The sequence below is a fragment of the Paenibacillus sp. UNC496MF genome, assembly GCF_900113915.1.
Classification (GTDB): domain Bacteria; phylum Bacillota; class Bacilli; order Paenibacillales; family Paenibacillaceae; genus Paenibacillus_Z; species Paenibacillus_Z artemisiicola.
In genome coordinates, this window is the sequence record NZ_FORE01000005.1 from 269,151 (window position 1) to 287,119 (window position 17,969).

General features: G+C 60.2%; 20 protein-coding genes. All 20 read right to left on the bottom strand.

Translation table 11 applies throughout. The features are described from left to right. Window positions 1-9 precede the first annotated feature (9 nt). The gene (proS, locus tag BMZ79_RS06010; protein WP_090637566.1) at window positions 10-1,458 is read right to left on the bottom strand and encodes a proline--tRNA ligase; all 1,449 of its coding nucleotides are present in this window, start codon (window positions 1,456-1,458) and stop codon (window positions 10-12) included. Window positions 1,459-1,464: 6 nt separating this feature from the next. Beyond that, the gene (rseP, locus tag BMZ79_RS06015) at window positions 1,465-2,742 is read right to left on the bottom strand and encodes an RIP metalloprotease RseP (RefSeq protein WP_090637568.1); all 1,278 of its coding nucleotides are present in this window, start codon (window positions 2,740-2,742) and stop codon (window positions 1,465-1,467) included. Window positions 2,743-2,820: 78 nt separating this feature from the next. Then, complete coding sequence (locus tag BMZ79_RS06020; RefSeq protein ID WP_090637570.1) at window positions 2,821-3,960, bottom strand: 1-deoxy-D-xylulose-5-phosphate reductoisomerase; 1,140 nt, start codon at window positions 3,958-3,960, stop codon at window positions 2,821-2,823. Window positions 3,961-3,982: 22 nt separating this feature from the next. Next, window positions 3,983-4,777, bottom strand: coding sequence for a phosphatidate cytidylyltransferase (locus tag BMZ79_RS06025; RefSeq protein ID WP_090637572.1), 795 nt, complete (start codon window positions 4,775-4,777; stop codon window positions 3,983-3,985). A gap of 28 nt (window positions 4,778-4,805) precedes the next feature. Next, window positions 4,806-5,570, bottom strand: coding sequence for an isoprenyl transferase (locus BMZ79_RS06030; protein ID WP_090637574.1), 765 nt, complete (start codon window positions 5,568-5,570; stop codon window positions 4,806-4,808). Window positions 5,571-5,640: 70 nt separating this feature from the next. After that, window positions 5,641-6,195 (bottom strand): ribosome recycling factor, encoded by a 555-nt coding sequence (frr, locus tag BMZ79_RS06035; protein WP_090637576.1) that lies wholly within the window; start codon window positions 6,193-6,195, stop codon window positions 5,641-5,643. Next, window positions 6,195-6,926 carry a UMP kinase gene (gene pyrH / locus BMZ79_RS06040; RefSeq protein WP_090637578.1) on the bottom strand — a complete coding sequence of 244 codons (732 nt, stop codon included), beginning with the start codon at window positions 6,924-6,926 and terminating at the stop codon, window positions 6,195-6,197. Before pyrH ends, frr begins: the two co-directional genes overlap by 1 nt. A gap of 128 nt (window positions 6,927-7,054) precedes the next feature. Then, complete coding sequence (gene tsf, locus BMZ79_RS06045) at window positions 7,055-7,705, bottom strand: translation elongation factor Ts (RefSeq protein ID WP_090637580.1); 651 nt, start codon at window positions 7,703-7,705, stop codon at window positions 7,055-7,057. Window positions 7,706-7,810: 105 nt separating this feature from the next. After that, a complete protein-coding gene (gene rpsB / locus BMZ79_RS06050; RefSeq protein ID WP_090637582.1) occupies window positions 7,811-8,509 on the bottom strand; it encodes a 30S ribosomal protein S2 in 699 nt (232 codons plus the stop codon). 121 nt (window positions 8,510-8,630) lie between these two features. Continuing rightward, window positions 8,631-9,287 carry a hypothetical protein gene (locus tag BMZ79_RS06055; RefSeq protein WP_090637584.1) on the bottom strand — a complete coding sequence of 219 codons (657 nt, stop codon included), beginning with the start codon at window positions 9,285-9,287 and terminating at the stop codon, window positions 8,631-8,633. After that, window positions 9,284-9,898 (bottom strand): hypothetical protein, encoded by a 615-nt coding sequence (locus tag BMZ79_RS06060; protein WP_090637586.1) that lies wholly within the window; start codon window positions 9,896-9,898, stop codon window positions 9,284-9,286. Before BMZ79_RS06060 ends, BMZ79_RS06055 begins: the two co-directional genes overlap by 4 nt. Before the next feature lie 32 nt (window positions 9,899-9,930). After that, window positions 9,931-10,260, bottom strand: coding sequence for a hypothetical protein (locus BMZ79_RS06065; RefSeq protein WP_090637588.1), 330 nt, complete (start codon window positions 10,258-10,260; stop codon window positions 9,931-9,933). Between the two features lie 62 nt (window positions 10,261-10,322). Beyond that, window positions 10,323-11,711 (bottom strand): DUF342 domain-containing protein, encoded by a 1,389-nt coding sequence (locus BMZ79_RS06070; protein WP_090638721.1) that lies wholly within the window; start codon window positions 11,709-11,711, stop codon window positions 10,323-10,325. A gap of 39 nt (window positions 11,712-11,750) precedes the next feature. Next, window positions 11,751-12,536: a FliA/WhiG family RNA polymerase sigma factor gene (locus tag BMZ79_RS06075; protein WP_090637590.1), complete on the bottom strand. Its 786-nt coding sequence runs from the start codon at window positions 12,534-12,536 to the stop codon at window positions 11,751-11,753. 4 nt (window positions 12,537-12,540) lie between these two features. After that, the gene (locus tag BMZ79_RS06080; protein ID WP_218154663.1) at window positions 12,541-12,924 is read right to left on the bottom strand and encodes a hypothetical protein; all 384 of its coding nucleotides are present in this window, start codon (window positions 12,922-12,924) and stop codon (window positions 12,541-12,543) included. A gap of 50 nt (window positions 12,925-12,974) precedes the next feature. After that, the gene (locus tag BMZ79_RS06085; RefSeq protein ID WP_090637594.1) at window positions 12,975-13,469 is read right to left on the bottom strand and encodes a chemotaxis protein CheD; all 495 of its coding nucleotides are present in this window, start codon (window positions 13,467-13,469) and stop codon (window positions 12,975-12,977) included. Continuing rightward, entirely contained in the window at window positions 13,466-14,083 is a 618-nt protein-coding gene (locus tag BMZ79_RS06090) for a chemotaxis protein CheC (protein ID WP_090637596.1), read from the bottom strand. The genes BMZ79_RS06085 and BMZ79_RS06090 overlap by 4 nt, the downstream gene beginning before the upstream one ends. A 3-nt stretch (window positions 14,084-14,086) precedes the next feature. After that, a complete protein-coding gene (locus BMZ79_RS06095) occupies window positions 14,087-14,548 on the bottom strand; it encodes a chemotaxis protein CheW (protein ID WP_090637597.1) in 462 nt (153 codons plus the stop codon). Window positions 14,549-14,562: 14 nt separating this feature from the next. Further along, window positions 14,563-16,635, bottom strand: coding sequence for a chemotaxis protein CheA (locus BMZ79_RS06100; RefSeq protein WP_090637599.1), 2,073 nt, complete (start codon window positions 16,633-16,635; stop codon window positions 14,563-14,565). A gap of 45 nt (window positions 16,636-16,680) precedes the next feature. After that, the gene (locus BMZ79_RS06105; RefSeq protein WP_090637601.1) at window positions 16,681-17,949 is read right to left on the bottom strand and encodes a protein-glutamate methylesterase/protein-glutamine glutaminase; all 1,269 of its coding nucleotides are present in this window, start codon (window positions 17,947-17,949) and stop codon (window positions 16,681-16,683) included. Window positions 17,950-17,969 lie beyond the last annotated feature (20 nt).

Sequence of the window (17,969 nt, forward strand, 5' to 3'; positions counted from 1 at the left end):
CCCCCAAAATCAATAGGCCCGAGCAAATACGACGGAATGCTCCGCCTTCTCTCCGCATACCAGACAGGTCGGCTTCCGCTCCGCCGGCTCGAACGGAATGTTCCGGCTCGTAGCGCCCGTCTCTTCCTTCACTTGCCGTTCGCACGCTTCGGATCCGCACCAGCCCGCCAGCACGAAGCCGCGCTGCTCTTCGAACAAGGCCTTCATCTCGTCGAGCGTCTCGACCGAATACGAATGCTCCGCCCGGAATTGCCTCGCGCGTTCAAACATATCACGGTGGATGTCCGCGAGCATACGTTCAATTTCTTCCTTCAAGCTGCTTTGCTGCACGATCCGCTTCTCGCCGGAGATGCGGGAGACGAGCACGACTTGTCCGTTCTCCATGTCGCGCGGACCGAGCTCGAGACGAACCGGCACGCCGCGCATCTCGTATTCGTTGAACTTCCAGCCCGGGCTCATGTCCGTCCGGTCGTCGACTTTGACGCGGATGCCGGCGCGCTTCAGCTCGGCGTAGAGCTCGTCCACGCGCGCGACCACTTGCTCGCGGGTCTTCGGCGGTCCGATCGGAATCATGACGACCTGCGTCGGCGCGACTTTCGGCGGCAGCACGAGGCCGCGGTCGTCGCCATGCACCATGATCATGGCGCCCATCAGACGGGTCGATACGCCCCACGAGGTCGTATGTACGAACTGCTGCGTGTTCTCGCGGTCCAAGTACTTGATATCGAACGCCACCGCGAACTTGTTGCCCAAGTAGTGGGACGTGCCCGCCTGCACGGCTCGTCCGTCCTTCATCATCGCCTCGATCGAATACGTGTCGACCGCGCCGGCGAAGCGCTCGGATGGCGTCTTTTGGCCCATGATGACCGGGATCGCCAAGAAGTTCTCGCAGAAGTCGCGGTAAATTTCGAGCATCCGGTTCGTTTCCTCGCGCGCTTCCGATTCGAGCTCGTGCGCCGTATGCCCTTCCTGCCAAAGGAACTCCGTCGTGCGCAGGAACGGCAGCGTCCGCTTCTCCCAACGGACGACGTTCGCCCATTGATTGATCAGGACCGGCAGGTCGCGGTAGGACTGAATCCATTTCGAATACATGTGGCCGATGATCGTCTCCGACGTCGGACGGATCGCGAGCCGTTCCTCGAGTTTCTCGCCGCCCGCCTCGGTAACCCACGGCAGCTCCGGATTGAAGCCCTCGACGTGTTCCTTCTCTTTCAAGAAGAAGCTTTCCGGGATGAACATCGGGAAGTACGCGTTGCGGTGGCCCGTTTCCTTAAAGCGCCGGTCCAGCTCGTCGCGCATATGCTCCCAAATTTCGAATCCTTCCGGCCGGAACACGATGCAGCCGCGGACGGGCGAATAATCCATGAGCTCCGCTTTCTTGATGACATCGATGTACCAGCGCGAAAAATCCTCGCTCTGCGGCGTAATTTCCGTTACGAATTGTTTATCCTTCGACATGACCGACTAGTGCTCCCCTCTTACCAAGCGCAAAATATCGTTATACGTGACGGCCAGCATCAGCAGCATGAGCATCGCGAAGCCGATGAAATGGACCATGCTCTCGCGGTTCGGATCGACCGGTCGTCCGCGAACCGCCTCCAGGCCGAGGAAGAGCAAACGGCTTCCGTCGAGCGCCGGGATCGGCAGCAGGTTGAATATCCCCAAATACAAACTCAAAATAGCCACCCACGACGTCAACTGGGTAATCCCCTGCGAGGCGATTTGACTCGTCACCTGGGCCGTCCGGACGGGACCGCCGAGATCGTCGAGCTTGAAATTGCCGATGATCAAGTTTTTGAAGCCTTCGAAAATCATGATCGTCATGTTCTTCATCGCTTGGCCCGCGTACTTGAACGTCTCGCCGAACTTGACCGAGCGCGAAGGTACCGCGGCAGTGATGCCGAGCTTGCCGGCGCCGGTGTCGTCGGGCTTCGGCGTGATTTTGGACGTGATCGTCTTGCCCTCGCGAACGACGGTGAAGGTCAAAGGCACGTTGGGCGATTTGCTGATCAAATCGATCATTTTCTCGGAATCGGCCCCGATCTTGACGCCGTTGACGGAATCGATGACGTCGCCGACCTTGATGTCGGCCTTGGACGCCGGCATGCCGGCCACGACGTCGCCGATCAACAGCCGGTCGGGATTCTCCATCGGCACGCCCGCCATCTGGAAGTAAACGCCGAACAGCACGAAAGCCAGGATAAAGTTCATGACGGGCCCCGCAACGATCGCAAGCGCGCGCTGGCCGACGGTCTTGCTGCCGTATTGGCGGTCGAGCGGCGCGATCTGCGTCTCCTTGCCTTTCGCGATCATGAGCGCTTGCGGATGGATGTCGAACGACTCCGTCACTCCGTCCGCGTTGAGCGCCAGCTTCAGCTTGTTCTCGATATCGATCGATTCGACCTCGCCGCGAACGACGTTCGTGCGGTCGTCGAGCCGGTCCAAATAAATACGGGACACCTTGCCGTCCTTGACGCGAACGGCGATGGTCTGCCCCGGCTGAATCTCGATCAGTTCCGGATCTTCCCCGGCCATGCGGACGAACCCGCCTGCCGGCACGAGACGCAGCGTGTAGCGCGTCTCGCCGCGCTTGATGGAAAACAGCTTCGGCCCGAAGCCGATGGCGAACTCCCTCACCAATATCCCCGCGCGCTTCGCAAAGTAAAAGTGACCCCATTCGTGTATGGTCACGATGACGAAGAAGACCATTACCGTCAAAAAGACGACTTGTATCGTGTGCATCGCTCTCGAGCCTCCTGTTCGTAACGGCCTGTACTTAGATTATCATTATTCTCCCGTTCGATACAAGAGAACCCCCGGTCAGATGCTTGCCGCCGTCCGGCGAGCCCAGGCATCGACTTCGGCGATCGCCGTTACATCGGGAACCTCGACGATCTCGTGCCGATCCAGCACGGACGCGATGACGTCTTCGATTTGCAAAAAGGTGATTTCGCCGTTCAGGAACCGGGCTACTGCCGTTTCGTTGGCCGCGTTGAATACCGTCGGAACCGACTTCCCGGCCCGGCCGCTCTCGTACGCGAAGCTCAGGCACGGATAACGGTCGAAGTCCATGGTCCGGAAGTGCAGCGCGGACAGCTTCGCGAGATCCAGCGGCTCCACGGGCGATACCCGGCGCTCGGGATACGTCAGCGCGTACTGAATCGGCACCCGCATGTCGGGAAGCCCAAGCTGCGCGACGACGCTGCGATCGACGAACTCGACGTACGAATGGATGATGCTCTCCGGATGGATCAGCACCTCGATGCGGTCGTACGGCAAGTCGAACAGCCAGTGCGCTTCGATGACCTCCAGCCCTTTATTGGCCATCGTGGCCGAATCGATGGTCACTTTCGCGCCCATCGACCAGTTAGGGTGGCTGAGCGCCTCCGCGACGGTAACCCCGTGAAGCTCTGCGCGGGTCCGATCCCGGAACGAACCGCCCGAAGCGGTCAGCGTGATGCGCTGGATATCTTGGCGCCGTTCGCCGTTCAGGCATTGGAAAATCGCCGAATGTTCGCTATCCACCGGCAATATCGCCACGCCCCGTTCCGCCGCGCGGCGCATGACTAAGTGCCCCGCCGTCACGAGCGTTTCTTTATTGGCGAGCGCGATCGACTTGCCCGCGTCGATCGCGGCCAGCGTCGCCGGCAGCCCGCGGCTGCCCACGATCGCGGTCATGACCGTATCCGCATCCGTCTCGGCCGCGATCTGGACCAAGCCTTCGTCGCCGAACACCGCCTTCGTGCCGGCCGGCAGGTGCGGTCTGGCTTCGTCCGCCAGCGCTTTGGACGACAGGCAAACGGTCTTCGGACGGAACTGCCGCGCTTGCCGCACCAGCAAATCCACATTGCTGCCCGCCGCTAGCCCTTCGATCCGGTAGCGGTCCGGTTCGCGCCCGACGATGTCCAGCGTTTGGGTCCCGATCGAGCCCGTCGAGCCGAGAATCGTTAGTTTTTTCAATCTATTGGCCTCCCCGAGCGCCTTACAGCGGCAGCAAATTCGTCATGATGAGCAGCGGAAACACGATCAGCCAGCTGTCGCAGCGGTCGAGCACGCCGCCGTGCCCCGGCAGCAGCGTGCCCGAATCCTTGATGCCGCGCACCCGTTTGTACGCGGATTGGATCAAGTCGCCGAGCTGTCCGGCCACGGCCGCCACCAATCCGATCATGATCGCGCGGCCGATGCCGATCTCGTCCGGATACATCCACGCGAACGCCAAGGCGATCAGCAAGGCAAGCACGACGCCGCCGAGAGATCCTTCGATCGTTTTGTTCGGGCTGATCGCCGGCCACAGCTTGTTTTTGCCGATCGCTTTGCCCGTAAAATACGCGCCGGCGTCCGATGCCCATATGGCGAAAAACGCCATGATCGTCGTCATGAGTCCGTGCGATTCGCCGCCGCGGACCTCGTACATCGCATGAAAGCCGTATCCGATGTAGAGCGCGCCGAGCAGCATGAGCGCCGCTCCGTCGATCGTCACTTCGTTCTTGGTAAGCACGGTCACGCTGAGCAGAATAAACATCAACATCCAAATCATATGTAAGGCTGCCGGCTGACGCAGGCCGAAGTCGTCCCACGGCAAGAAAAGCAGCAGCGTACCTGCCATCGCGAGCCAGGCCAGCGGATGCTTCATCGACACGCCGTTCATCCGGATGTATTCCATCATCCCGACGATCGTCAGAAAAAGTAGAAGTGCAAAGAAATACCATCCGCCCAGCACGGTCAGTATCACAAATGCGGCGCCGGCAAGCACGCCCGAAATAATGCGTTGTTTCACGCGTATGACACTCTCCAGTCCAGCCTCGTTACAATCCGCCGTATCGGCGGGCTCTCCGTTGGTATTCGCGGACCGCCTCATAGAAGTGCTGATCCGAAAACTCGGGCCAGTAGACGTCCGTAAACCACATTTCGCTGTAAGCGAGCTGCCAAAGCATGAAATTGCTGAGGCGCAGTTCGCCGCTCGTGCGAATGAGCAAATCCGGATCCGGAAGGCCCGTCGACAGCAGGCGGCTTTCCATATCCGGCACGTCGATTTCGTCCGGGTCCAGCTTGCCGTCCCGGATATCGCGGCCGATGCTTTTCATGGCCTCGATCATTTCTTTCCGGCTGCCGTAGTTCAGCGCGAACGTTAGGACCAGACCGGTATTGCCCGACGTCAGGGCGACGGCGTCCTCGACGGCTTTCAAGGTGTGGGAGGGCAAATCCTCTTTGTAGCCCATGATGCGGATTCGCACGTTCTTCTCCATGAGATCCTTGATCTCCATGGCCAGGAACTCCTGGGGCAGCTTCATCAAGAATTCGACTTCCGCCTTCGGCCGCTTCCAGTTTTCCGTCGAAAACGCATATAGCGTTAAATATTTGACGCCTACCCGATCCGCGGCCATCGTGATCCGCTTGACCGCTTTCATCCCGGAATGGTGGCCGGCCATGCGCGGCAGGCCGCGGCGCTTCGCCCACCTGCCGTTGCCGTCCATGATGATCGCGATATGCTGCGGGATGTTATCCGATTCCAACGTCTGCAGCGGCGCCGCGGACGTTTTGCCAAACAAGGCCTTCAATCGCTGTAACATGCTCGTCCTCCCGCCGCTAGCGTCGATTTATGCAACAAACCCCACCATTCGGAGGGGCCGGTACGCATTATTATACTTCCATGATGTCCTTCTCTTTGGCGGCGAGCACTTTTTCCACTTCGGCAATGAATTTGTCCGTCGTTTTTTGGATGTCGTCCTGGTGGCGGCGGGATTCATCTTCGGAAATATCCGTCTTCTCGAGCTTCTTGATGTCGTCGTTCGCGTCGCGGCGGATGTTGCGGATGGCAACCTTCGCTTCTTCGCCGAATTTCTTCGTCATCTTGACCAGCTCGCTGCGGCGCTCTTCCGTCAGCATCGGAATGCCGATGCGAATCGTGGAGCCGTCGTTCGAAGGCGTCAAACCGAGATCGGATTTCATGATCGCTTTCTCGATAGCGCCTAGCGAGGATTTATCCCATGGCTGGATGAGCAGCGTGCGGGAATCCGGCGTGTTGATGTTCGCCAATTGGTTGACCGGCGTCAGGGCGCCGTAATATTCGACTTGCAGACGGTCCAGCAGAGCCGGCGTCGCGCGTCCGGCGCGGAGCGTCGACAGATCGCGCTTCAGCGCGGCGATCGCTTTGTCCATCCGTTCTTCGGCGTTCTTCTTAATGGTTTGCGGCACTAGGACGCACTCCCTTTCATCACGATAGTTCCGATTTTTTCGCCCAGCACGACGCGCTTAATGTTTCCGGCTTCCGTAATGGAGAATACGACGAGCGGAATGTCGTTGTCCATGCAGAGCGACGACGCCGTGGAGTCCATGACGCCCAAATTGCGGTTGAGCACTTCCAGATACGTCAGCGTCTCGAATTTCTCCGCGGAAGCGTCCTTGAACGGATCGGCGGAATAGACGCCGTCCACTTTATTTTTAGCCATCAAAATGACTTCGGCTTCTATTTCAGCTGCGCGCAATGCGGCAGTAGTGTCCGTCGAGAAGTACGGATTTCCCGTGCCGGCCGCGAAAATAACGACGCGCCCCTTTTCCAGGTGACGAATCGCCCGTCGGCGAATATAAGGTTCCGCGATTTGCTGCATCGCGATCGAGGTTTGCACGCGAGTCGGCACGTCGATTTGTTCGAGCGCGTCCTGCAGCGCGAGAGAATTCATAACCGTGGCAAGCATTCCCATGTAATCGGCCGTCGCGCGGTCGATGCCTTTTGCCGAGCCCGCGATGCCGCGCCAGATGTTTCCGCCGCCGACGACGATCGCCACTTCAACGTTAAGTTCCACAACTTCTTTGACCTGCTCGGCGATCGAAGAAATCATGGAGGATTCGATTCCGTACCCATTGTTACCCGAGAGCGATTCCCCGCTCACCTTCAGCACGATACGTTTGTACACGGGACTTTGCAACGTGGTTTACCTCCATCTTGGACCTTGTCTTAAGGCCGCATACTCGAAATGAATGCTGCTTATCGCGCAGCGGTCGGTAAGTAGAAAAAACGGCGGGGCGAACGCCCCGCCCCGCCTGTGCGTTCGGATTACAATTTGGCTTGAGACATAACTTCGGCAACGAAGTTGTCTTCTTTTTTCTCCAAGCCTTCGCCGAGTTCATAACGAACGAAGCGACGGATCGAGATGTTTTCGCCGATCGTGCTGATTTTTTCTTTAAGCAGCGTGTGAATCGTTTTGTCCGGATCTTTGATGAACGCTTGCTCAAGCAGGCAGTACTCTTCATAGTATTTGCTGATGCGGCCTTCAACCATCTTTTCGACGATTTTTTCCGGCTTGCCTTCGTTGAGGGCTTGCGCCTTCAGAATTTCGCGCTCTTTTTCCAGCTCATCGGCCGGCACTTCTTCGCGGCTGACGAATTTCGGGCTAGCCGCCGCGATTTGCATCGCGATGTCGCGCGCGAATTCGCGGAATTGATCGGTTTTGCCGACGAAATCCGTTTCGCAGTTGATTTCGACGAGCACGCCGATGCGGCCGCCTGCGTGAATGTAAGACTCGACCGTGCCTTCCGTCGCTACGCGGCCCGCTTTGTTCGCCGCCGCGGACAGACCTTTCTCGCGAAGCAGGTCGATCGCTTTCGCGATGTCGCCGTTCGTTTCGTCCAGCGCTTTTTTGCATTCCAGCATGCCCGCGCCCGTTCTTTCACGCAATTCTTTTACTGCACTCGCACTTACCGCCATCGTTCGTGACCTCCTGAAAATTGGATAAGGTTTGACTTTAAAAAAAGGGCGGTGAGAGGTTATGCACCTTCTGACCACCCTTTCTAGTCGGTTCGTCAATGAATATTAAGCAGTCGTGACTTCGCCTTGGCGAGATTCAACGATTGCGTCGGCCATTTTCGCCGTCAGCAATTTTACTGCGCGGATTGCATCGTCGTTACCCGGGATGACGTAATCGATCTCGTCCGGATCGCAGTTCGTGTCTACGATGCCGACGATCGGGATACCCAGCTTGCGCGCTTCGGCAACCGCGATACGCTCTTTGCGAGGGTCGATGACGAAGAGGGCGCTAGGCAGGGAACGCATGCCTTTGATGCCGCCGAGGAATTTTTCGAGACGATCTTTCTCTTTGCGGAGAAGGATGACTTCTTTCTTCGGAAGCACGTTGAACGTGCCGTCTTCTTCCCATTTGTCAATCGTTTTCAGACGATCGATACGTTTTTGGATCGTTTGGAAGTTCGTCAGCGTGCCGCCCAGCCAACGCTGGTTGATGTAGAAGTTGCCGCAACGTTCCGCTTCTTCCTTAACCGAATCCTGTGCTTGTTTTTTCGTGCCGACGAAGAGAATCGTGCCGCCTTGCTCGCCGATCGAGCGAACGAAGTTGTAAGCCTCTTCGACTTTCTTTACCGTTTTTTGCAAATCGATAATGTAAATCCCGTTACGTTCCGTGAAGATATAACGATCCATTTTCGGGTTCCAGCGACGAGTTTGGTGACCGAAGTGTACCCCAGCTTCAAGAAGCTGTTTCATGGAAATAACCGCCATCTCTTCAACACCTCCTGTTAAATGGTTTTTTGTTTTCCTCCGCCGATCTCATTTTCCGCCATCACTTCGACCGGGCCGAAGCACCAATGGCAAAATTAATCGGCGTGTGTTTTTAACACCGTCAACTACTATACCATATCCGGATGGGGCCATGCAACCGCATTTGACGGCAATTCGACGCCGTTTTCAACACGGCGTCATTTCCGCTTTGATCCAGTTCGCGCTTGGCCGTTTCGGGATCGAGAGGCTGGCCCGTCACGATGCCGCGCACTTGCTGAAGGGTCGGTTTGCCCTGAAACGAAAAATAGCCCGCGCGAATCGTGTTCGATCGCATCAGGTCGATGAAAGCCTGCTTGTCGGCGATGATGCCGCGGTCGGCAAGCAGCTCCGCCGTCTCCGATACGCTCGCGTTCGGCGGGATGCGCACGATCGTTCGGGCCGGCTCGGCCGCCTTGTCTTCCCCGGCCGATGCCGACGGCTTCCCGGCCTTCCCGTCCTCGGCGCCGGCTGCCGGCTTATCCGCCGCCTTGCCCGGCGCGGCCGACGGCTCGGCGTTATCCGTCGCCGTCTTGGGCTGAAGCTCGGCGCGAACGCGCTCGCGCTCGTCCGCGATGGCCTTATCGAGATCCGCTTGCGAATACGTCTTGATCTCGGCCTTCGTCTCCGGCAGCGCGTTCAAGCCTTCGGCCTGCTTCTCGCCGATCAGCATCAACTGCAGCAATCCGGCACCCAAGATGATGCCGACGCCGAGTCCGAACAGAAACGTCCGCCTGTTCATCGCGCCGCCTCCTCTTGCTTCGCCAGTTGAAGGATCAGCTGGACTTCTCCTTTGTGGCGTCCCAGCTTCTTCGCGATCGCCTCGATGGACTTGCCGGCCGAATGGAGCTCGAACAGCTCCGAGTACCGGCCGCGAATCGAGTCCGTCCGAGTATCGTCTTCGGCGCCGTCCGCAGCCAAGAACGCCGCTTCCCGCAAGCCCGCTGCGGCCGGAATCGAAGGCTCGGCCGCCGAAAGCGCAGGCGCCTCCGGCTGTGTCCCTACATTATATAGAGCCGGCATCGTCTTGCTTTCCGTCTGCGTTCGCAGCAGCTCGGACAGCGCCGCTTCGAGCTCGGCGCAGCGCGTCTCGAGCCGTTCAAGCCGCTCGTCCCGTTTCGCCGCCATCGCCTGCGCTTCTTGCGCCGATTTGCCGACCAGATCCGCGATTTCCCGATTGTCCGCCTCCATGTTCTCCATGAACTGCTCCAGCGCGGTTTCCATGCCGCGCATGGTCCGGTCGCGGTCTTCCGCGCCGCCTCGCGCGCTTCCGCCGGCGCTCCTGCGGGGAAGCACGGCTGCGCAAACGATGGCGATGCCTCCGAGGAGCATGATGGTTTGCCACGGTTCCATTTCGAATCACCTGCAATTATGGTTATGATGCTTCATGTCGACACGTCGATATGCTTGCCCTTGTACGGATGCGGCGGTTCATCGCGCTCGTCCTTGCGTTCTTGCCCCGCTTGTCCCGGGTTTTGCCGGGCGCTCCGCTTTGCAGCGGAACGGGAATCCCGGTCGCGCTTCGACGAGATGCCGCGGTTGCCGGTCTGTTCGACTTCCGCGTTGCGGCTGCGCCGCTCCTCCGTCGTCTTGGCCGCGTCCTTCTCCAGCAGCGCTTGCTCCAGCGCCGGCCGATGGTTCATTTGGCTTTGCTGCGAGGCGGTTTCGGGCGTGCGCGGCACGGATACTTGAAGGTCGATCGGCCTGTACGGCATGCGCGGTCCTCCTTTCGATGCGGACGCGAACGAATCGCCGCTTGCGGCCGCACCTCGATGCTTTACCTATAAGGAGCCATCGTGACGTCGCCTTCGGAATAACGGAACGAAATGCGCTGCGCCGCATCCTTGACGAAGCGCGTATTGCGGCCGATCACGATTTTGGTGCCGCCGTAGATGACGTTGACCACATCCACCTTCGCGCTGTCGGTATCTTCGAGGGATCGTTCGATTTCCAGCAGCCGGTCCTTGTTGTCCGCGATTTCCTCGAGCGCCGCCCGCTTCGTCGACGTCAGCTTGATCCGCATCGCCAGCTTGTCGTTGGACAGCGTGCCCGCGGCCGCAAGCTGATCGAGCAGCGCCAGTGCCTTCTCCGTCTTGTCCAGGCTCTCGTTCAGCGCCCGGAGTTGCGTGCGCCGCTCCAGCAGCTCGCTCCGCAGCTCCGGGCGGACGCCGACTTCGATGACGGTCGCGGTCGACATCGTGTTGCCGATCGTTCGCGCGACGACGCGTTCGCCGGCTTGGATGCTTCCCCCGACGACGAGGCCTTTGGCGCCGGTACACTGCACGCTGCGGCCCGCGCGGACTTGGGAATGCATGATGCTTTGCGAGACGAGCACGTCCTCCGCCGCGATGACGTTGCCTTCCTGAATGAAAGAGCATTTCACGTTTTTGCCGGCTTTGATCAGCCCTTTGCCGCTCGCCAGCACGCCGCCGGTGATTTCGACGGACCCGTCCGTTTCGAGCACGGCGCCTTCGACGCCGCCGACGACCCGAATATCACCGGAAGCTTTGATCTTAAAACCCGCCAGCACGTTTCCGCGAACGACGACCGTCCCGACGAAATCGATATTGCCGATTTTGTAGTCGACGTCCCCGTTGACCTCGTACACCGGAAACACGTTGATTTTGGACTTGTCGGTCAACGAGACCAACCCGTCGATGGCGGCGTAGAGCGCCGTTTGTTCGGGATTGAGCACGACGTTCTTCCCGAGCTTGAAGTACGCTTCCTTGCCGTTGCGGCCGGCGATCGGCTCGCCCGTGACCGCCACCCCATCTTTGCCGGGCGTGGCCCCGACTTTCTCCGCGACGAGCTGGCCCCGCTTCACGTTCTTCAGCTGCGTCACTTCCTTGAAGTCGACCTTGCCGCCTTCCAGCTCGACGGGGCGGTAGCCTTCCTCGTCCATGTCATAGGAAAACCGGATATAGCCGTCCTTGCCGTTCGACGCCGCTTCTCCCTCCGCGACGACCGTTTGCTTGTAATAGTAACGGCTCGGCACCGCGGCGATGTCGTCCAGCACGTTCCGCAGCACGCCATGCTTGACGCCATGGCTCATCAAATATTCTTCCAGCTGCGAAGCCGTACAGGAGAACGTTTCGTCCGCCACGTTGAATTGCACGAACGCAGTCAATTTATCGGGCGACTGCTGCACGACCACGTATTTTTGCATTTGTTCGGCCGTCGTCACGACTGCCCCTCCCTCGATCGGTTAGTGCTGCATGAGCTGATCCTTCTGTTTCTCCAGCGCGCCCCGAAGCCGCAGAATCGCCTTGGAGTGAAGCTGCGAGATGCGCGAAGGCGAAAGCGACATGACCTCCGCGATTTCGCTGAGCGACAGCTCTTCGTAGTAGAAGAGCGAGATGACGGTCCGCTCCTTCTCGGTCAGCCGGTCGATCCCCCGGACGAGGGACTCCTTCAGGAAAAACTCATGCACCTTGTAATCCGGATTTTTGGCTTTCTCGTCCACGAGGAGCGACAGACGGGTTTCCGACTCCTCGTCGCGGATCGGATCTTCCAGCGAGCATACCGTCGTGACGGCGATTTCCTGCAGCATGACGCCGAATTCCTTCACCGTCACGTTCAGGTAGCCGCTTATTTCCGCGTCTTCCACGGAGCGCATGTACTGCTGCTCCAATATCTGATAAGCTTCCTCAATCCGCTTCGCCTTCTCGCGCACGGAGCGCGGAACCCAGTCGCCCTGGCGAAGGCCGTCGATGATCGCCCCGCGAATCCGCCAGGACGCGTACGTCTCGAATTGAAGACCTCTTCTGTAATCGAATTTTTCGATGGCGTCGATCAAGCCCATGACGCCGTTGCTGGCCAGATCGTCTTTCGATACGTTCTTGGGAAGCCCGATGGCCATCCGGTTGCTGACGTAGTCGACCAAGGACAAGTATTGCTCGATCAACCGTTTCTTGGCTTCGATGTCCCCGTCTTCTTTCCACTTGCGCCAGATCTCGATGTTCGACAAATGAGGCGCTTTCGGCTCAATCATCGTCTCACCCTCCTGTTAGGTGACGTATTGCTTTTGCCAATTCTTCGGGCTCCTTGTTTTGCGTAGAAACCAATTTTGGAGGCGACAGCGGTTTAAAGTCCGATGGTTGGCTTGACTCCGGCGTTACGTTTCCATTCGTTTGATAATGGAGCAGCTCGCGCAGCTCTTCGCCCTGATCCGGCGTCGAATAATCGATCGCCTGCCCTTTGGGCTGTTCCTCGGCCGCGGCGGCATGCCGCATGGCCGCCTCCGGCCGAGGCTTCAAAATAATCGCCAACGCGGCGCGAACCAGAAACGCCAGCGCGAAAAAAACGATAAACGCGTACAGGCAACGAAGGCCGGTAATGGCCGGTCCGTTATCGCCGATCGAAAAAAGGAGCGTCAACAAGCTTCCGCTTAGGCCGAGCGTAATGTTCCAGCGCCATGAACCGATCATTGCTAAATCTCCTTTACTCCTTGCTGAACGCTGCGTATGGTCAACATGCCGTTCAGGCTGTTGAACTCGATCGTCCGTCCGTAATTCGCCCCCGTATCCTCCGATAGCAGCGGAATGTCGAAGCGCTCCAGCATCAGCCTGCAGGATTCCACGTTCCGCGGACCGATCCGCATGGCGTCGCTGCTTGCATGGAACGCGAACATTTGGGCGCCGCCGGCCATCTTGGCCACGAACCTGCGCGGCACGGCCCCTTCCGTCCGCATCAGCTCGATCAGACGGGGGATCGACGTATCCGCGTATTTGGCGACGTTGATCGGTGCTTCCCGCGCGATCTCGGAAGTCGGCAGCATGACGTGCGCCATCCCGGCGATCTTGGCGCGTTCGTCGTACAAGGTCAGGCCGACGCACGAACCGAGACCGGTCGTTTTCAGGACGGCGCCGCCGGCCGCGACTTTCAAATCCGCCATGCCGACTTTCACGACGTTCTCGCGGATCATTCGGTCGGCACTCCCAAGGCATTGAAAATCCGCTCGAACGACTCCGGATCCGGAATGAGGAAGAAGCGGCCCGCGAGCGCTTCCTTGTCCTCCAAGAAGGTCGTATCGATGAGAAGCGCGGAGTCGCCCATGTCTCCGTATTGCACGAGGCCGTAACTGAGAATCGCGCCGGCCATGTCGACCGCGATCGCGGGGACGGTCGGCGACAAGTACAAGCGCGTGAAATCCGCGAGCGACGACAGGTACGACCCGGCCAAAATATTGCCGATTTCGCTCAATGCGGAAAATTCCATCTCCGAGTACCCTTCGTCCTGCACGTCCATGGCGAGCAGGTTGCGCAGCAGCTTCTTGGCGGATTCCTCGTCGATCAGGAAAAACATGTTGCCCGGCGCGTCGCCCTCCACGCGCAAGAACACGGCAATGACCACCTGCTCGAACCCGCCGACCTTATCGGCGATTTGCTCGAACGGGAGTAAGCTGACGGTCGGTACTTTCATGTCGACGGGCTTGTCCAGCAGGCGGGACAGCGCGGTCGCGGCGTTGCCCGCTCCGATGTTGCCCACTTCCTTCAGCACGTCGAGCTTGAACGCTTCCAGGCGGTTTAACGGATTCACGCGTTACGCCTCTTGCTGCTCGAGCTGGATGATCTCGCTCTTGTTCAGCACTTCCGCCAGGTTGAGCATGATGAGCAGCCGATCGTCGCCGACCTTCGCCACGCCGCGCAAATACTTCGCCTTGACGCCGCCGACGACCTCGGGAGGCGTGTCGATCGTGTCGGCATCGATATCGATGACGTCGTTTGCGGCATCGACGATGAATCCGACCTCCAGCTCGTTCACCGCCACGATGATGATCCGCGAGCTTTCCGTCGGCTCCGTCTCCTCCAGGCCGAACCGGCCGCGCAGGTCGATGACGGGAATGACGACGCCCCGCAGATTGATGACGCCTTTGACGAACGCGAACGTTTTGGGCACGCGCGCGATCGGCATCATCCGCTCGATCGTGCGCACTTTATCCACTTCGATGCCGTATTCCTCGTTCGCCAATCCAAACACGATCACTTTCACTTCTTCCCCCATACGTAACCCCTCCTTTATTTGATGAGCGCGTTCGGATCGACGATCAGCGCGACTTGGCCGTCGCCCAAGATCGTCGCGCCGGATATCGCTTCGATGTTGGTCAGATAGCCTCCGAGCGTCTTGAGCACGATTTCGCTCTGCCCGATGAATTCGTCCACGGTCACCGCGCCGACCTTATTCCCCTTGCGGATGACGATAACCTCCGTCTCCTGCTCCTCCTCTTCGGGGAACGAGCGGCAGTCCAGTACCTGCGCGAGCGAGATGAGCGGAATGACCGAGCCCCGGTAGTCGATCATTCGGTTGCCGTGAATCTTGCGGATTTGCTCCCGCGGCACGATGGCGGTCTCGACGATCGACGAGAGCGGAATGGCGTATTTCTCGGTGCCCAGCTTCACGAGCATGGCGGAAATAATCGACAGCGTGAGCGGCAGCTGGATCGAAAATTTCGTGCCCCGGCCTTGCGCCGACTCCACGCTCACATGCCCGCCGAGCGATTCGATCTTCGACTTCACGACGTCCAGCCCGACGCCGCGGCCGGAAATGTCCGAGATTTTGTCCGCGGTGCTGAAGCCCGCGGCGAAGATCAGCATGTTGATCTCGCTCTCGGTCAGCCGCTTCGCCGCTTCGGCGTCGACGACGCCGTTCTTGATCGCGGTCTGTTTGACCTTCTCCGCGTTGATGCCGCGGCCGTCTTCTTCGACCTCGATGAAGACGTGGTTGCCGCTGTGGTACGCGCGCAGATGAACGGTGCCCGTCTCGGGCTTGCCGGCGGCGACGCGGTCCGCGATGGATTCGATCCCGTGGTCGAGGGAGTTGCGCAGCAGATGGACGAGCGGGTCGCCGATCTCGTCGATGACGGTCCGGTCGAGCTCCGTGTCCGCGCCGCTCACGACAAGCTCGACCTTCTTGTCGAGCGACTTGGCCAAGTCGCGCACCATGCGGGGGAACCGGTTAAAGACCGACTCCACCGGCACCATCCGCAGCTTCAGGACGATGTTCTGCAAATCGCTGCTGACGCGGGACATATGCTCGACGGTTTCGGTCAGTTCGTTGCGGCGGATTTCGCTCGCCAGCTGCTCGAGGCGGACGCGGTCGATCAGCAGCTCGCTGAAGAGGTTCATCAACGAATCGAGGCGTTCGATGTCCACGCGGATCGTCTTGCCGACGGTGCCGCCGGCGGCTGCCGCCGGCGCGGCGGCGCGCGGAGCGGCCGGTGCTGCCGGAGCCGCGGCCGCGGCGGTCTGGGCGATCGCCGCGGCGACCGCTTCTTGCGCGATGGACGCGGACGCCGTCGGCGCCCCTTGCACGGAAGCGCCGCCGAGCTGCCGCAGCGATTCTTGATCCAGCTGCGTGATCGCGGCGCTTTCGATCTCCGATACCGCTTCTATCCCTTTGCGAAGGTCCTCCTCCGGAAGGCTCGCGATCGTGAACACGGTGAAGGTCCGGTCGAACTTCTCCTGCTCGATGTCCTGCGCGCTCGGCGCCGACTTCACGATTTCGCCGTTCCGTTCCAGGAAATTGAACACCATGTAGGCGCGCGCCGCCTTCAGCACGCAATCCTCGCGAACCGTCACCGCGACGTGGTAGACCGACATGCCCGCTTCAATCGACTGCAGCAGGATGGAGCTTTGGAATTGGTCCAGCGCGCCGCCGTCGTCCGCCATCCCCGCGCCCGCCTGCGAGGACGCCGCGCCGCCCGTCTTGTAATCGCCCTTCACGATCGCCTGCAGCGACGCCACGATGGACGTGACGTCCGCTTTGCCGGTGCCCCCGCCCGTGATGTCCTGCACCATCGACTCCAACGCGTCCAAGCCCTTGAACAAGGTATCGAAAATAAAATCGTCCATCGCGAGCTTGTGGTTGCGCACGAGATCGAGCACGTTCTCCATCTCGTGGGTAAGCGAGGCGAGGTCTTCGAAGCCCATCGTCGCCGACATGCCTTTGAGCGTGTGCGCGGAACGGAAGATGATCTGAACGATCCCGATGTCGTCGGGCGCGCCTTCCAGCTTCAACAGATTTTCGTTAAGCGCCTGCAGGTGATCGTTCGATTCGTCTATAAACATCGATAAGTAGGCGTTCATGTCCATGTCCTTGCACCTCCTGAATGAATAGTTGCCACACGAATAGCCGGTTTAGCGCCGCACGGCGCGCACGAGCGCCGGCGCGATGTCCTTCAGCGGAAGCACGTCCTTCGCGGCCCCGGCTTCCACGGCCGCGCGGGGCATGCCGTACACGACGCAGGTTTCTTCGGATTCCGCGATCGCCGTCTCCGCGCCGCTTTCGTTCAGATGCTGCATGCCCTTCGCCCCGTCGGTGCCCATGCCCGTCATGAGCACGGCATGCCGCTTCAGTTCGGGGAAGCGCGCGCACGATTCGAACAGCGCGTCGACGGACGGGCGATGACCGCCGCGCGGCGCGTCGCCGGTCAGCAAGACGCGATAGCCGCCGCCGTCCTTCGCCAGCGTCAGATGGTGCCCGCCGGGCGCGATGTAGACCACGCCGGCGCAGATCCGTTCGCCCTGCGCGGCCTCCCGGACGCGCAGGGCGCTGAAGGCGTCCAGCCGCTGCGCTAGCGACCGGGTGAATTTGGGCGGCATATGCTGCACGACGAGCACGGGCGCCGGGAAATCCTCCGGCAGCGCCGAGATGACCTCGTGAAGCGCCCGCGGGCCGCCCGTCGACGTGCCGATCGCCACGAGATGCCGGAACGCCTCGGTCGGCTGAGGCTTGCGCCTTGCCTGTTCCGGCGTCTCGACGGCGGCGGGATGCGTCTTGACCGCTTCGGCAGCCGGTTCGGTCACGGTGTGGCGCGCCGCATGCTCCTCGCCCGCGGGTTCGGTTTTCGCGGACGGCGCGGGTGTTCTGCCTTTGGCGGCAGGACTGTCCTCGTCAAGCTTCGGCCTTGCCAGCGGCCGAGGCGGGATGAACCCCGGCTGCTTCGGCGCGCTACGGGCTCCGTCGCCCGGCCGGTCCGCCGCATACCATTTCGAATGGCGCCTCGTGATGGCGGCGATGCGCAGCTTCTCCAACAGCTGCTCGCCGACGCGCCGGATGTCGGGCGACAGCGGGCCGGACGGCTTGCGGATGAAATCGAACGCGCCGTTCTGCAGCGCTTTGATCGTCTCCCGCGTGCCGTCGTCGCTGACGCTGGACATCATGACGATCGGAACGGGATGCATGCGCATGATGCGCTCCACCGCTTCCAAGCCGTTCATGACCGGCATCTCCAAATCCATCGTGACGATGTCCGGCTTCAGCCGGCGCACGGCTTCGATCGCGTCGCGGCCGTCGTTTGCCGTGCCGGCGATCGCGAACCGGGGATCGCTTCCGATCAGATCGCAAATAATTTTTCGCATAAAGGCGGAGTCGTCGACGACGAGCACGCGAGAAGTCGCAGCCATTGGCGAGCCTCCGTTTCCTC

What these genes read in the sequence shown, in the direction of transcription:
- proS (WP_090637566.1), bottom strand. Translation starts at nt 1,458, where the DNA reads ATGTCGAAGGATAAACAATTCGTAACGGAAATTACGCCGCAGAGCGAG.
- rseP (WP_090637568.1), bottom strand. Translation starts at nt 2,742, where the DNA reads ATGCACACGATACAAGTCGTCTTTTTGACGGTAATGGTCTTCTTCGTC.
- BMZ79_RS06030 (WP_090637574.1), bottom strand. Translation starts at nt 5,570, where the DNA reads ATGTTACAGCGATTGAAGGCCTTGTTTGGCAAAACGTCCGCGGCGCCG.
- tsf (WP_090637580.1), bottom strand. Translation starts at nt 7,705, where the DNA reads ATGGCGGTAAGTGCGAGTGCAGTAAAAGAATTGCGTGAAAGAACGGGC.
- rpsB (WP_090637582.1), bottom strand. Translation starts at nt 8,509, where the DNA reads ATGGCGGTTATTTCCATGAAACAGCTTCTTGAAGCTGGGGTACACTTC.
- BMZ79_RS06055 (WP_090637584.1), bottom strand. Translation starts at nt 9,287, where the DNA reads ATGAACAGGCGGACGTTTCTGTTCGGACTCGGCGTCGGCATCATCTTG.
- BMZ79_RS06060 (WP_090637586.1), bottom strand. Translation starts at nt 9,898, where the DNA reads ATGGAACCGTGGCAAACCATCATGCTCCTCGGAGGCATCGCCATCGTT.
- BMZ79_RS06065 (WP_090637588.1), bottom strand. Translation starts at nt 10,260, where the DNA reads ATGCCGTACAGGCCGATCGACCTTCAAGTATCCGTGCCGCGCACGCCC.
- BMZ79_RS06070 (WP_090638721.1), bottom strand. Translation starts at nt 11,711, where the DNA reads ATGCAAAAATACGTGGTCGTGCAGCAGTCGCCCGATAAATTGACTGCG.
- BMZ79_RS06075 (WP_090637590.1), bottom strand. Translation starts at nt 12,536, where the DNA reads ATGATTGAGCCGAAAGCGCCTCATTTGTCGAACATCGAGATCTGGCGC.
- BMZ79_RS06085 (WP_090637594.1), bottom strand. Translation starts at nt 13,469, where the DNA reads ATGATCCGCGAGAACGTCGTGAAAGTCGGCATGGCGGATTTGAAAGTC.
- BMZ79_RS06095 (WP_090637597.1), bottom strand. Translation starts at nt 14,548, where the DNA reads ATGGGGGAAGAAGTGAAAGTGATCGTGTTTGGATTGGCGAACGAGGAA.
- BMZ79_RS06100 (WP_090637599.1), bottom strand. Translation starts at nt 16,635, where the DNA reads ATGGACATGAACGCCTACTTATCGATGTTTATAGACGAATCGAACGAT.
- BMZ79_RS06105 (WP_090637601.1), bottom strand. Translation starts at nt 17,949, where the DNA reads ATGGCTGCGACTTCTCGCGTGCTCGTCGTCGACGACTCCGCCTTTATG.